Source organism: Gordonia asplenii (assembly GCF_012933505.1).
Lineage (GTDB): Bacteria > Actinomycetota > Actinomycetes > Mycobacteriales > Mycobacteriaceae > Gordonia > Gordonia asplenii.
In genome coordinates this window covers 57,639-72,748 of the sequence record NZ_JABBNB010000038.1, presented here as the reverse complement: position 1 = coordinate 72,748, position 15,110 = coordinate 57,639, and the positions used below count along the sequence as shown (strand labels likewise).

The window sequence follows — 15,110 nt, the reverse complement described above, 5'->3', positions numbered from 1 at the left end:
ACCCGTGGCCGCGGGCCACCATGCCGCATCGGACGCGACAACCGAGACCACCTGGGTCACTCCGGCTGCAGGCGATTCACCGACACAACCCATCTCTACCACTAAGAACACCGGGGGTTCCCAGGGATGACGAGTGCCACCACGCGTGGCGTCGACAAGGTCGTTAAAGCGGGCAACGGAGCCCTCGAACAGACCGGCAACATTGTTCAGTTAGCCGTCGACGTCGTACGCCAGTCTGCCGTGCGCCCATTTCAGTGGCGCGAGTTCATCCAGCAGGCATGGTTCATTGCCAGCGTCACCATCTTGCCGACCGCGCTCATCGCGATTCCGTTCGGCGCGGTTGTTTCGCTGCAGACCGGTTCGCTGATCAAACAGATCGGTGCGGAGTCGTACACCGGCGCTGCCAGCGTCCTCGTCGTCATCCAACAGGCGTCGCCGATCATCACGGTGCTGCTGGTCTCAGGCGCGGCCGGTGCCGCCGTCGCGGCCGACCTGGGTTCGCGAACGATTCGTGAAGAGATCGATGCCATGGAAGTTCTGGGCATCAATCCGATCCAACGCCTCGTCGTGCCTCGTGTCCTCGCAATGATGCTCATCGCTGTTCTGCTCAACGGACTGGTCGCCGTTATCGGCATCGGTGGTGGTTACTTCTTCAACGTCGTGGTGCAGGGCGGTACGCCCGGCGCCTATCTGGCGTCGTTCGGCTCACTCGCGCAGTTGCCCGACCTCTATGTTTCTACGGTCAAGGCCGCGATCTTCGGTATCGTCGCGGGAATCGTTGCGGCCTACAAGGGGCTCAACCCCCGTGGCGGCCCGAAGGGCGTCGGCGACGCGGTGAACCAGAGCGTCGTCATCTCCTTCCTCTTGCTCTTCTTCGCCAACCTGATCATTACAGCGATCTACCTGCAGGTCGTTCCACCGAAGGGAGGGTAGCGGCATGACCGGCGGCGCAACGATCGCAAAGTCTCGTGCGGAATACATCGGTTACGAGGCAAAGAAACAACTCGGCAAACCGCTCAAGGTACTTGACGGTGCCGGCGACCAGATGTCGTTCTATGGTCGCGCGATTCTCTGGATTCCGCGGACGATCACCCACTACACCCGCGAATGCCTGCGGTTGCTCGCCGAAGTGGCCTTCGGCACCGGTGGCCTCGCGGTCATCGGCGGCACCGTCGGCATCATGGTGATGATGACCGCCTTCACCGGCGTCGTCGTGGGTCTGCAGGCATATGCGGCGCTGGATCAGCTCGGATCGCAGGCCCTCACCGGCTTCCTCAACGCCTACATCAACACCCGCGAGGTCGCTCCGCTGATCGCCGGACTCTCGTTGTCGGCCACGGTGGGCTGTGGCTTCACCGCGCAGCTCGGCGCCATGCGCATCTCCGAGGAGATCGACGCACTCGAGGTCATGGCCGTCCCGTCGGTGCCGTACCTGGTCACCACGCGTGTGATCGCCGGATTCATCGCGGTCATTCCGCTATACGTCATCGGTCTGCTTTCCGCATTCGTCGCCTCGCGAGGGGTCAGCACGATCTTCAACGGACAGTCGGGTGGATCCTACGACCACTACTTCAACTTGTTCCTGCCGCCCGCGGACGTCTTATGGTCCTTCGGGAAGGTGCTCATATTCGCCTTCGTGATCATCCTCGTGCACTGCTACTACGGCTACAACGCCTCGGGCGGTCCCGCCGGCGTGGGTGTCGCGGTCGGTCACGCGGTGCGTTCGGCTCTGGTCCTCATCGCTGTGCTCGACTTCTTCTTGAGCCTGGCGATCTGGGGTACCACTACGACCATCAGAGTGGCGGGTTAGACGGTGGAGACCTTTCGACGAAGAATGCTCGGCCTCATCTTCTTCTTGGTGATCATCGTTTTCATCGGTGGCACCATCATGAGCTTCCAGGGCGTGTTCAAGAGCGCCGACGACGTCACGCTGGTGACCGATTCGGCCGGTAACTCCCTGATTCCGAACGCCGACGTCAAAGCGCGCGGCATGGTCGTCGGCACGGTGAAGGCGATCAACCCCGGAAGTGACGGCAAAGTCAACGTCGTGCTCGGAATCGAGCCCGACAAGCTGTCGTTGCTGCCCACCGACACCACGGCCCGGATTCTGCCGAAGACGCTCTTCGGCGAGCGGTATGTCGCACTGCAGGTGCCCGAGAACTCCCAGGGTGCGGCGACGTTGACGGCCGGGTCGGAGATCAAGACCGACGCCTCCGGCAATGCGAAAGAGGTCCAGGACCTTTTCGACCGGCTGCTGCCCATCCTCAAGGCGATCCCGCCGCAGGATCTCAACGTGACCCTGACTTCGCTGTCCGACGCACTGTCGGGCCGCGGCGAACAACTCGGCGTGACCTTCGACCAGCTCAACACGATCTTCTCGAAGGTCAACCAGAACATGCCCGCGCTGCAAGGCACGCTACGTGGTCTGGCGAGCTTCTCGCAGACCTACTCGCAGGCACTGCCCGACGTGATCGACGGCCTGGACAACCTGCGGATCACCGGGAACACACTGGTGGAACGGCAGGGCGATCTGCGCACGCTGATCTCGACCCTCGGCGTCGCGGCCACCGATACCACGGCATTCCTGAACACGAACAAGGTCGATCTGATCAACCTGTTCATCGGTTCCAAGGACTACCTGTGGGGCCTGGCGAACCAGTCGCCGGTGTTCGGCTGCACGTTCAAGAACTTCGCCGACCTCGTGCCGGAGTCGCGCAACATCGTCGGCGAGGGCACCCCCAACCCCGGTGTGCGTGTCGGCCTGCAGTTCGTCAACCCGCGCGGGCGCTACCTGCCCAACCAGGACGAACCGCGCAACTTCGAGGTCAACCGCGGGCCGACCTGCTACAAGGTGCCGACCAACGGTCGTCCGTTCCCGCAGTACCCGGGCGGCGGCCTGGCCGACGGCTCGTATCAGCCGCCGTCGCGCAACCCCGGACCGCGCACTGTTCCCGGTATGCCGCGGGCACAGTTCTCAACCACACCGGCCGGCAACATCAAGACGACCAACCCGTTCGATGACGCGACCTACCGCGCACAGCTTCAGGTGATCTACGGCGGCGCCACCGGCGTCGAACCCGGCAAGGTTCCACCGTGGGTCACCATCATCGGCGGCACCGCACTGCAGGGAGCGCAGGTCACCATCAAATGAAGTCAATCTTCTGGCCGTTGTTCAAGCTCATCGTGTTCGCGGTGGTGACGGTGCTGGCGACGACTGCGCTCGCACTGACCATCTCCAACGCCGGAGCGGGTGGCAACAGCGACTACAAGGCAGTCTTCTCCGAAGCGCAGATGCTCAATCCCGGCGACGACGTCCGCATCGCGGGCGTCCGGGTCGGACAGGTCAACGACGTCTCGGTCTACGATCGCAACCGCGCGCTCGTGTCGTTCAGCGTCGACCGCGACAACCTGCCGGAGGGCACGCAGCTCTACATCCGCTACCGCAACCTGACCGGTCTGCGCTACCTGGCACTGGACAAGGGCGCGGGCGATCCGTCGAAGACGCTCGCCCCCGGGCACACGTTCGGCGCGTTGCCCGGTGAGGACGACACGCACCCGGCAGTCAACCTGACTGAGCTGTTCAACGGCTTCAAGCCACTGTTCCGCCAGCTCAACCCGGCAGACATGAACAAGCTGGCCGACCTCATCATCCAGGTCTTCCAGGGCGAGAGCGGCTCGATCAGCTCGCTGGTGGCCAACACCTCGGATCTGACCAACACGCTCGCCGACAAGGACAAGGTGATCGGTGACCTGATCACCAACTTGACCACCGTCCTCGACACAGTGAACAAGCACGACGTTCAGTTCGAGCAGTTGCTGACCAACACCTCGAAGCTGGTCACCGGTCTGGCCGCGCAACGCGGTTCGGTGGGCTCGGCGATCTCGTCGGTGTCGCGCCTGACCACGGTCACCGGCGACATCCTGTCGAAGACCCGCCCGGCCATCCAGGGCGACATCGCGGGCCTCAAGTCACTGTCGGATCAGATCACCGCACGCGATGCGGACGTTCAGTCGATCCTCACCAACCTGCCGGTGAAGCTGGAGAAGGTCGGCCGGGCGGCAACGTTCGGATCCTGGTTCCAGTTCTACCTGTGTGGCATCGACGTCGTCGCAGGCAACGGTAAGTCGACGCTGCTGACGCAGCCGTTGATCCCGCTGCCCGACATTAACCATGTGCTTTACACCAGTGCGGCAACTCGGTGCTGGCGTAACAACGATCGTCCCGGAGGGTAGAAGATGAGCGACAAGACACCTTCGCCCGGCGACGCGACTTCGGGCGCCGAGCAGGGCGCGGCTGAAGCCAAGCCGAACGTTCAACACAAGAGTCGCCGCTTCGGCGGCCGCCGCAGTCCGGTCAGCATCGGCGCGATGGGCGTCATGATCCTGCTGATGGTGGCGATCTCGTCCTTCTATCTGTCGCAGCTGCCGATCGTCGGCGCCGGCGCTCGCTACGTCGCGAAGTTCACCGAGGCCGCGGGTCTGCGGCCCGGCAACGAAGTTCGCGTGGCCGGCATCAAGGTCGGCAACGTCGAGAGCGTCACGCTCGACGGTGATCGCGTCGATGTGAAGTTCCGGGTCGCCAACACCTGGATCGGCGACCAGACTCAGGCGTCGATCCAGATCAAGACGGTTCTCGGACAGAAGTATCTGGGACTCACCCCGCGCGGGTCGCAGCCGCTCAACCCGGACAATCCGATCACCGACACGATTTCTCCGTACGACGTGATCGACGCGTTCTCCGATGCGTCCAACCAGATCGAGAACCTCGACACCGATCAGGTCGCGAAGTCGTTGACGACGTTGTCCGAAGCGTTCTCGGGCACCGCGGGCGACATCGGGCCGTCGCTGAAGGGCATCAGTCGGCTGTCGCAGACGATCGCCAGCCGTGACCAGGAAGTCCAGAAGCTGCTCGGCGCGACCAAGAAGACGTCGAAGATCCTGGCCGATCGCAACGAGGAGTTCACTCGGCTGATCGCCGGTGCGGGACAGCTCCTCGATGAGCTCAACAACCGCCAGCAGGCGATCGCCGCGCTGCTCTCCTCGACGACGACGATGAGTACCGCACTCTCCGGGATCGTCAAAGACAATCAGGAGCAGATCGGCCCGGCTCTGCAGTCGGTCCGTGAGGTCGCTGCGCTCCTGACGAAGCAGAACTCGAACCTGCGCAAGACCATTCAGTACATGGCGCCGTTCTATCGGCTCTACGCCAACGTCCTGGGTAACGGTCGATGGTTCGAGGCATCTGTACAGAACCTTCTGCCGCCGGCACTACCGCAGCAGAACACGACGCGCCCGCCGAATATGAACAAGTCCGGCGCTGCGCAACAGAACAACGGAGGAACGGCGGCCGGATGATGACTACCCCCGACCTGACCGGAACTTCGGGTCCGGGCCGCTGGTTCACTCCGCGGCACATCGTGATGCTCGTGTTCGGCATCATCCTGGCGCTGATCGTCGGATCAGTACTGTGGTGGCTGTTCAGCGGCCTCGGCTCGACCACGGTCAACGCCACCTTCAAGCGCGCCGTCGGTATCTATGCGGGATCCGACGTCCGGATTCTGGGTGTCAACGTCGGCAAGGTCGACAAGGTGACTCCGGACGGCGACAAGGTCCACGTCAAGATGACCGTCCAGCGGGGGGTCACGCTCCCCGCCGACGTTCGCGCATTGGAAGTGGTCCCGTCCGTGGTCGCCGACCGCTTCGTCCAGCTCGCACCCGCGTACTCCGGTGGCGAGAAGGCCGGCCGCGACATCACGCTGACCGAGAACCAGACCATGGTTCCGGTCGAGGTCGACGACCTCTACGCCAACTTGCAGAAGTTGTCGAAGGCGCTCGGCCCCAACGGTGTGAACAAGAACGGCGCGCTGAACGCGTTGGTCCAGACCGGTGCGGACAACCTCAAGGGCAATGGCGCGCAACTCGGCGAAGCCATCACCAACCTGTCCAAGGCGTCCACGACCCTGTCCGATTCGAGTGGCAACCTCGTCGACACCATCAAGAACCTGAATGTCTTCGTCGGTGCGTTGCGTGCCAACGACGATCAAGTTCGGCAGTTCAACGCTCAGATGGCGTCGTTCACCTCCTTCATGGCCGGTGAACGCCAGCAGCTGGGGCTCTCGCTGAACAAGCTGTCGATCGCGCTCGGCGACGTCGCCGGGTTCATCGAGGACAACCAACAGTCGATCGGCGACACCGTCCGCTCGCTGCAGCCGACCACCAAGGCGCTGGCCGACAACAAAGAGCATCTCAAGGAGATCTTCACCGTTCTCCCGACGACGATCAACAACCTGATCAACGCCTACGACGCCGAGTCCGGCACGCTGGCGATGCGCTTGACGATCAATCAGTTGCAGCAGCCGATCAAGGCGATGTGCAACCTGTTGAATCTCGGCAACTTGATGCCCGGCAACCCGAGCTTCGTGCAGTTCAGCAATGCGATCCGACCATTCCTCTCGCAGTGTGAGGCGATCGGCACGCAGATTCAGAAGGGTGTGCTCGAACCGGTGCTGCCGGTACTCCCGTTCGGGATCATGAGCAACGACAAGACGCAGAAGTATCCGGTGCCCGGCACTCGTGGTTCGAATCCGGATCCCAATCTGAAGGTTGGTCCCGGGTCGACGAAGGCGCCGGCTGCCAAGCCCTCGACGCGAGGTGGAAACTGATGAACATGCGTGTTCGCCTAGTCGCCCTCGTGGGTGCGCTGACGACCGTTGCGGTGGTTGCGACCGGTTGCGGTGGCATCCAGTCGGTTCCGCTTCCCGGTGGTCCGGATACGGGTTCCAACCCGCGGACCTACCTCATCAAGTTCGACGACGTTCTCGACCTCGTTCCGCAGTCGACGGTGAAGGAAAACGGTGTCACCGTCGGCCGCGTCACCGAGATCACCGTCCCCAAGGGACAGTGGCAGGCTCTGGTCAAGATCGAAGTGAAGAACGACGTCGACCTCTCCGATCAGGCGCATGCCGCGGTTCAGCAGACGGCTCTGCTCGGCGAGAAGTTCGTCGGATTGTCCGAGCCGGCCGGCTCGGAGAATGCGCCGCGGCAGAACGCGTCGGTGCCGATCTCCGGAGTCGACTCCAAGGGAGAGGCGCGCACCCGCACGGCGACCGATATCGAACAGGTCCTGGGTGCGCTGTCCATGCTCCTCAACGGTGGCGGGCTCAACCAGTTGGAGCCGATCGTCCGCGAGCTGAACAAAGCCTTGGGCCATACCGATGGCAACGGCAACAACAGCCTCCGGGGTCTGATCGGCAACGCCAACACGTTGATCTCCAACCTGAACAAGCAGCGCGACGACATCGTCACCGCGATCGACGGGCTGGATAAGTTGTCGAGCCGGGCAGCGAATCAGAAGACGCAGATCGATCGCATTCTGGAGCAGTTGCCCGCCGGCGTCGAGGTTCTCGAAGAGCAGCGGCCGCAGCTGGTGGACCTGTTGACGAAGCTCGACAAGCTCGGTCAGGTCGGTGTGGACGTGCTCGGTAAGTCGCGCACGGCGATCATCTCCGATCTGAAGGCGCTGCGACCCATTCTGTCGTCGCTGTCGAAGTCGGCTCCGGATCTGATCACGGCTGCGCCGCTGATGCTGACGGTGCCGTTCCCCGACTGGATTCTTCCCGCTGCTCACGGTGATTCGGTGAACCTGTTCATGACCCTGGACCTTCGGCTGCTCAACCAGCTCGAAGCGCTGGGCGTGGGTCAGGGTGAGCCGATCTACTCACCCCCGAAGGCGAAGAACGTGCCGGTCAACGCGGCCAATCCGTACTACAACGGCAACGGCGCACGGTGGGGCTGGCCGACGATCAGCCTGCTGCCGCCTGCACCGAACTCGCGGCCCGGGCCCAACACCCCGCCGTCGGGCGGTCGTTACCCGGCCTCGGCCAAGACCCATAAGCAGCAGTATTCGTTGTTGCCCCCGCCGGTTCCCGGCCAGACCTACCTCGATGGCCCCCTCGCCATGATCGGAGCGCGCTGATGATTCTCACCCGCCTGGTGAAGATCCAGTTGATCGCGTTCTTGATCATCGGTGTCGTCGCCATCGTCTATGTGGCCGGCAGGTATGCACGAGTCGACCGGCTGACCGGTTTGAGCGAATACACCGTGACCGCGCAGCTGCCCGAGTCGGGTGGCATCTTCAACAACGCCGAGGTCACCTACCAGGGTGTTCCGGTCGGCCGCGTGGAGAAGCTGCAGTTGACGCAGAAGGGCGTCGACGTCGTGATGCGGCTGAGCAAGAGTGGCCCGGACATTCCGGCGTCGGCCGTCGCGGTGATCGCCGACCGGTCCGCGATCGGTGAGCAGTATGTCGACCTGCAGCCGACGTCGGCGTCGGGACCGTTTCTGACCAATAACTCGGTGATCACCAAGTCGTCGATTCCGCCACCCCTGGAAGACGTCGTCAACACCGCGATCGACTTCGCGCAGTCGGTGCCGATCGATGACCTGCACACGGTCATCGTCGAACTCGGTAAGGCGTTCAACGGCCAGGGTGAGAACCTGACTCGCCTGGTCACGTCGCTGGGGAACCTGTCCAAGGCCGGCGTCGAGAGTCTGCCGGACACGATCAGCCTGCTGCAGAACTCGAACGTGGTGCTCGCTACGCAGGCGGCGCAGTCGGATCAGATTCTCACCTGGGCGCACAACCTCGATCTGGTGACCGCGACCCTCGCCGGGGCCGACCCCGACATCCGGCGTCTGCTGACGACCGGTACGGCGACGGCGACCCAGTTGTCGAACCTCTTGCAGAAGCAGGGTGCCGACATCACCAAGGTCGTTCACGATCTCGGCAGCACGTTCAAGACGATCGCGCCTGCCGGTTGGTCCACCAACGCCGCGGTTGCGATGTTGTCCGCGTTGTCGGCAGGTGCGCATTCGCCGGCTCGTGGCGACGGCCAGATTCACTTCGGCATCGTGCTGGAGACGAATAACCCGGCGACGTGTACCCAGGGCTACGAGAGTACGGACGCGATCATCGCGCGGATGAAGGCGAAGAATCCCAACTTCGACATCAACTACGACGATTTCCCGTTCAACACCAACGCCCAGTGCACGGTGCCCCAAGGTTCACCGACCGATGTCCGTGGCGCGGCGCGTGCCGACCTGTCCAATCCGGCTTACCCGCAACCGTGGGACAACAAGCCGAAGAAGGATCCGGACAAGTTGAACCTCAACCCCCTCGCGACCCAGCTGGCGTTCCTGTTGGGTGTCCACGCGAAGTGAGTGACGATTAAGGTGCACCGGGCAACCTCGTTGCCCGGTGCGTCTGTGTGTTGCGGGTTTGACCTGCGACTTTTGACAGGGACCGGTGATATGTACCGGTCGAGGAATTCGACCCGGGTCCGCTCGGGTCGCTACAGTGGCGGCCGATGAGTTCAGCAAAAGATAAGATGTCGAGCAAGAGTGAAACGTCGAAGACGGATACGGCGTTGAGCGCCGATAAGACAGCCGATCAGCGGGGGGCCTCGACGCCGACTCTGGTCGGGTTCGTGGTGGCAGCTGTCGCACTGGTCGTCGCCGTCGTGGCGCTCGTCGGGTTCGGCTATCGCGCCTACGACGTCTACTTCAATGAGCGGCCCGCACAGTCGGCGCGCGAGGAGGCCGTCGATTCGGCGGAGACCGCGATCCTCAACGTGCTGACCATCAAGACCAGCGACCTCAAAGGCTGGCAGGAGCGTATCGACGCTTCGCTGACCGGCGAGGCACGCTCGCAGGTGACGGGCGACCAGATCTCCAAGCTGACGGCTCAGTACAAGTCCGGTGGTGCTAACGCAGCGGAACTGACCGCACGGCTCAAGCGGAGTGCCGCAGTGGAAGTGAACCCCGATGAAGGCACCGGCAAGGTGCTGGTCTACGTCGACGCGACGTCGAAGGTACCGAACCAGGCAGGCGTCACGAAGACCATGGGTTTCGAGGTTCAGGTGCAGCGCGGGGACGGCGACAAGTGGAAGGCCAGCGTGATCCGATCGCTGGATTCACTCGCTGTCACCGACCCGACCGGGTCGGACTCCTCCGCGACGCAGACTCCCACGACCACGACGACTCCGGGCGGTAACTGATGGCTGTACGTCGACCCAATAAGAAAGCCCCCGCGGGCACCACGAGCCGCAAGCAGACGGTCGCCGGGCGTAAACGCGCCGTCGACGCAGGTTCGTCGACTTCGACGCCCGACGTCGAGGCCGCGGAGACAACGGCCGTAGAGACAACGGCCGTAGAGACGACGGCTGCGGAGACCACGGCTGCGGAGACGACGGCTGCCGAGACAACGGCCACGACTGTTGAGTCCGCGACCGCCGATACCGCGACCGCCGAGACTGCGACTATGGAAACGACGACCGTCGACTCCGCCGACGATGTCCAGGAGCAGGCCGACGACGTCGACGATTTCGTGGCCGTCGACGACGATCCGGAACCGTCGGGCGAGCAGTCCGAGCCGTCGGGGGAGCGGGTGCTGCTCGTCAAGCCCGACGAGGACGACGCCGAGAAGTCCGGCGCCGAGAAGTCCGGCGCCGAGAAGTCCGACACCGAGAAGTCCGACGACACCGAAGCCAAGCCAACCGGCAAGGCCCGACGTCCCGTCGCCCGCGTCTCCACCATCCGGGCCGGCGCGACCACCCCGATCCCGACGACCCCGGCGCCGAGCACTGAGTCGACGAGCAAGCTCGACGCCGCGAAGTCGACAGCGGGACAGTGGGCCAAGCGCGTCACCCCGACGTCGACGTCGGGCTTCGTCACGTCGCGCAATGCGGTTCGACTCGGCGTCGCCGCCGCGGTGATCGGCCTGATCGCGCTGATCCTGGCGTTCACACCGGGGGCCAAGATCGAGAGCAACAAGGCCTTCGTCGACCGCGCGGCGACCGACGAGCTGACGTCGCAGGCGCGATCCAAGGTGTGTCTGCCCGTCGCGGTCACCTCGCAGGATTTCGACAAGTGGTCGAATCAAGCGCGCGGCGTGCTGGTCGGTACGGCGCTGAAGAACTTCAACGACTACCTGCCGACGCAGAAGAAGCTCATCGAACAGTCGAAACTCGTCGCCGACTGTCGCGTCGACGCGATCGGCGTACGCGAGCTCACCGGCTCGGGCGACGGGGCGCAGGCCAAGGTGCTGGCCAACATCCTGGTGAGCCAGAATCTGGGCGAGCAGCTGCTCAACAGTGCGTCGGTGCGGGTCGACTACACGTTGGAGAAGCACGGCGATCAGTGGCTGATCAGCGGGGTCGACCCCTTCTGAGGTGTGGTGAAGCAGGCAATTTCGAACAAAATTGCGCGTATCGCTTGACGCCGGGGCTTCGGGGGGCCACGCTATTGCCAGCGAATGTGTCGGGTCGCCCATCGCACACCCTCGAGGCCGCCAGCCGGGGTGAAAATCAAATTCCGACGGGACTTGAGCGTCCGTCTACTTTCTGATACTGTTGGACGTTGCGCTGGCTGCCTCCTGTCCAAACTATCGATCCGTCACTTCCGGCCACTGTCTTGTGTGCTGTGAATTGTGTTTCGCCTTGCAGGTTGCCACCAGCCAAACTGATGAGCTACGAGCGAGACGTTCGCAGCAGTAGACACCATAGTGTTTGGAAGGACGCATCTTGGCACTCGACCGCCAGTCCACCTCAGCCACCATTCCCGGAGCGCCCACCCGCAAATCGTTCGCGAAGATCAGCGAGCCGCTTCCTGTTCCCGGTCTTCTTGACCTGCAGTTGGATTCGTTCCAGTGGCTGATCGGTTCGGCCGATTGGAAGAACAAGGCCGCCGAGCGCGGCGTCGACAACCCCACCGGTGGTCTCGAAGACATCCTGCACGAACTGTCCCCGATCGAGGACTTCTCCGAGTCGATGTCGCTGTCGTTCTCCGATCCGCGCTTCGACGAGGTCAAGGCCTCGGTCGAGGAGTGCAAGGACAAGGACATGACGTACGCGGCTCCGCTGTTCGTCACCGCCGAGTTCATCAACAACAACACCGGCGAGATCAAGTCGCAGACCGTGTTCATGGGCGACTTCCCGATCATGACCGACAAGGGCAGCTTCATCATCAACGGCACCGAGCGTGTCGTCGTGAGCCAGCTGGTCCGTAGCCCCGGCGTGTACTTCGACGCCACCATCGACAAGGCCACCGAGAAGACCCTGCATTCGGTCAAGGTCATCCCGGGCCGCGGCGCGTGGCTGGAGTTCGACGTCGACAAGCGCGACACCGTCGGTGTGCGCATCGACCGCAAGCGCCGTCAGCCGGTCACCGTGCTGCTCAAGGCGCTCGGCATGACCACCGAGGAGATCACCGAACGCTTCGGCTTCTCCGAGATCATGATGTCGACGCTGGAGAAGGACAACACCAGCAACCAGGACGAAGCGCTGCTGGAGGTCTACCGCAAGCTGCGTCCGGGCGAGCCCCCGACCAAGGAGTCGGCCGAGGCGCTGCTGGAGAACCTGTTCTTCAAGGAGAAGCGCTACGACCTGGCCCGCGTCGGTCGCTACAAGATCAACAAGAAGCTGGGCCTGACCGCCAACCCGATGAACGGTCCGTCGGTGCTGACCACCGAGGACATCATCAGCACGGTGGAGTACCTGGTCCGGCTGCATGAAGCCGATCCGAACCTGCTCACCGAGATGGTGGGGCCGGGCGGTGTGTCGGTTCCGGTCGAGGCCGACGATATCGACCACTTCGGCAACCGTCGTCTGCGTACCGTCGGCGAGCTGATCCAGAACCAGATCCGCGTGGGTCTCTCGCGTATGGAGCGTGTCGTGCGTGAGCGCATGACCACCCAGGACGTCGAGGCGATCACCCCGCAGACCTTGATCAACATCCGTCCCGTCGTGGCGGCGATCAAGGAGTTCTTCGGCACCAGCCAGCTCTCGCAGTTCATGGATCAGAACAACCCGCTGTCGGGTCTGACGCACAAGCGTCGTCTGTCCGCTCTGGGCCCCGGTGGTCTGAGCCGTGAGCGTGCCGGGCTCGAGGTCCGCGACGTGCACCCCAGCCACTACGGCCGCATGTGCCCCATCGAGACTCCGGAAGGCCCGAACATCGGCCTGATCGGTGCCCTCTCGGTGTACGCGCGGGTCAACCCGTTCGGCTTCATCGAGACGCCCTACCGCAAGGTCGTCGACGGTGTCGTCACCGATCAGATCGAGTACATGACCGCCGACGAAGAGGACCGTTTCCTCATCGGCCAGGCCAACACCAACTACGACGCCGACGGTCACATCACCGACGAGCGCGTCCTGGTGCGTAAGAAGGGCTCCGAGGTGGAGTTCGTCTCCTCCGAAGAGGTCCAGTACATCGACGTCAGCCCGCGCCAGATGGTGTCGGTCGCGACCGCGATGATTCCGTTCCTCGAGCACGACGACGCCAACCGTGCCCTGATGGGCGCGAACATGCAGCGTCAGGCGGTGCCGCTGGTGCGCAGCGAATCGCCGCTGGTCGGTACCGGCATGGAACTGCGTGCCGCCGTCGACGCCGGCGACGTGATCGTCTCGACCAAGACCGGTGTGGTGGAAGAGGTCTCGGCCGACTACATCACCGTCATGGACGACGACGGCAGCCGCGAGACCTTCCGGATGCGCAAGTTCGCCCGCTCCAACCATGGAACGTGCGCCAACCAGCGTCCGATCGTCGACGAGGGACAGCGCGTCGAGGCCGGTCAGGTACTCGCCGACGGTCCGTGCACCGAGAACGGCGAGATGGCGCTGGGCAAGAACCTGCTCGTCGCGATCATGCCGTGGGAGGGCCACAACTACGAGGACGCCATCATCCTGAGCCAGCGGCTCGTGGAAGAGGACGTGCTCACCTCGATCCACATCGAAGAGCACGAGATCGACGCCCGCGACACCAAGCTCGGTGCCGAGGAGATCACCCGGGACATCCCGAACGTCTCCGACGAGGTCCTCGCCGACCTCGACGAGCGCGGCATCGTGCGCATCGGTGCCGAGGTCCGCGACGGCGACATCCTGGTCGGAAAGGTCACCCCGAAGGGCGAGACCGAGCTGACCCCCGAGGAGCGCCTGCTGCGTGCCATCTTCGGTGAGAAGGCCCGCGAGGTTCGCGACACGTCGCTCAAGGTGCCGCACGGCGAGACCGGCAAGGTCATCGGTGTGCGCGTGTTCAGCCGCGACGACGACGACGATCTGGCTCCCGGCGTCAACGAGCTCGTGCGCGTGTACGTCGCTCAGAAACGCAAGATCCAGGACGGCGACAAGCTGGCCGGCCGGCACGGCAACAAGGGTGTCATCGGCAAGATCCTCCCGCAGGAGGACATGCCGTTCCTGCCCGACGGCACCCCGGTCGACATCATCCTGAACACCCACGGTGTGCCGCGTCGTATGAACATCGGCCAGATCCTGGAGACCCATCTCGGATGGGTCGCCAAGGCCGGCTGGAACATCAACGTCGCAGCCGGTGTGCCGGACTGGGCGTCGAAGCTGCCGGAGGACATGTACTCGTCGGAGCCCGACACCAACACCGCCACCCCGGTGTTCGACGGCGCGCGTGAGGAGGAGCTGACCGGACTGCTGTCCTCGACGCTGCCCAACCGCGACGGCGAAGTGATGGTCAACGGCGACGGCAAAGCCACCCTTTTCGACGGCCGCTCCGGCGAGCCGTTCCCGTACCCGGTGTCGGTCGGCTACATGTACATCATCAAGCTGCACCACCTGGTCGACGACAAGATCCACGCTCGCTCGACCGGTCCGTACTCGATGATCACCCAGCAGCCGCTCGGCGGTAAGGCCCAGTTCGGTGGCCAGCGCTTCGGTGAGATGGAGTGCTGGGCGATGCAGGCCTACGGTGCCGCCTACACCCTGCAGGAACTGTTGACGATCAAGTCCGACGACGTCGTCGGCCGCGTGAAGGTCTACGAGGCCATCGTCAAGGGCGAGAACATCCCCGAGCCGGGCATCCCCGAGTCGTTCAAGGTGTTGCTGAAGGAACTTCAGTCCCTGTGCCTGAACGTCGAGGTGCTCAGCTCCGACGGTGCCGCCATCACGATGGCCGACAGCGACGACGAGGACCTGGAGCGCGCAGCGGCCAACCTCGGCATCAACCTGTCGCGCAACGAGTCGGCCACCGTCGACGACCTCGCCAACTAAGCCTTAGACCTGAATCTGACTAGAAGAGACACTGAAAGG

General features: G+C 63.7%; 11 protein-coding genes. All 11 read left to right on the top strand.

Annotated features, from left to right (window positions below):
* The first annotated feature begins 126 nt into the window (after window positions 1–126).
* On the top strand, window positions 127–933 hold the full coding sequence (locus tag HH308_RS25900) for an MlaE family ABC transporter permease (protein WP_170197160.1): 807 nt from the start codon (window positions 127–129) through the stop codon (window positions 931–933).
* A gap of 4 nt (window positions 934–937) precedes the next feature.
* Window positions 938–1,810, top strand: coding sequence for an MlaE family ABC transporter permease (locus HH308_RS25895; RefSeq protein ID WP_170197159.1), 873 nt, complete (start codon window positions 938–940; stop codon window positions 1,808–1,810).
* Between the two features lie 3 nt (window positions 1,811–1,813).
* Window positions 1,814–3,151 carry an MCE family protein gene (locus tag HH308_RS25890; RefSeq protein WP_170197158.1) on the top strand — a complete coding sequence of 446 codons (1,338 nt, stop codon included), beginning with the start codon at window positions 1,814–1,816 and terminating at the stop codon, window positions 3,149–3,151.
* Window positions 3,148–4,233: an MCE family protein gene (locus HH308_RS25885; protein WP_170197157.1), complete on the top strand. Its 1,086-nt coding sequence runs from the start codon at window positions 3,148–3,150 to the stop codon at window positions 4,231–4,233. The genes HH308_RS25890 and HH308_RS25885 overlap by 4 nt, the downstream gene beginning before the upstream one ends.
* Window positions 4,234–4,236: 3 nt before the next feature.
* Complete coding sequence (locus HH308_RS25880; protein WP_170197156.1) at window positions 4,237–5,355, top strand: MlaD family protein; 1,119 nt, start codon at window positions 4,237–4,239, stop codon at window positions 5,353–5,355.
* A complete protein-coding gene (locus HH308_RS25875) occupies window positions 5,355–6,662 on the top strand; it encodes an MCE family protein (protein WP_170197166.1) in 1,308 nt (435 codons plus the stop codon). The genes HH308_RS25880 and HH308_RS25875 overlap by 1 nt, the downstream gene beginning before the upstream one ends.
* A complete protein-coding gene (locus tag HH308_RS25870; protein WP_376767275.1) occupies window positions 6,662–7,975 on the top strand; it encodes an MCE family protein in 1,314 nt (437 codons plus the stop codon). Before HH308_RS25875 ends, HH308_RS25870 begins: the two co-directional genes overlap by 1 nt.
* Window positions 7,976–7,977: 2 nt before the next feature.
* A complete protein-coding gene (locus HH308_RS25865) occupies window positions 7,978–9,219 on the top strand; it encodes an MlaD family protein (RefSeq protein ID WP_170197164.1) in 1,242 nt (413 codons plus the stop codon).
* Window positions 9,220–9,365: 146 nt separating this feature from the next.
* Window positions 9,366–10,055, top strand: a complete 690-nt coding sequence (locus tag HH308_RS25860) for a hypothetical protein (protein WP_170197155.1) — start codon at window positions 9,366–9,368, stop codon at window positions 10,053–10,055.
* Entirely contained in the window at window positions 10,055–11,227 is a 1,173-nt protein-coding gene (locus tag HH308_RS25855) for a hypothetical protein (protein WP_170197154.1), read from the top strand. The genes HH308_RS25860 and HH308_RS25855 overlap by 1 nt, the downstream gene beginning before the upstream one ends.
* A 352-nt stretch (window positions 11,228–11,579) precedes the next feature.
* The gene (gene rpoB, locus HH308_RS25850) at window positions 11,580–15,071 is read left to right on the top strand and encodes a DNA-directed RNA polymerase subunit beta (RefSeq protein WP_170197153.1); all 3,492 of its coding nucleotides are present in this window, start codon (window positions 11,580–11,582) and stop codon (window positions 15,069–15,071) included.
* Window positions 15,072–15,110 lie beyond the last annotated feature (39 nt).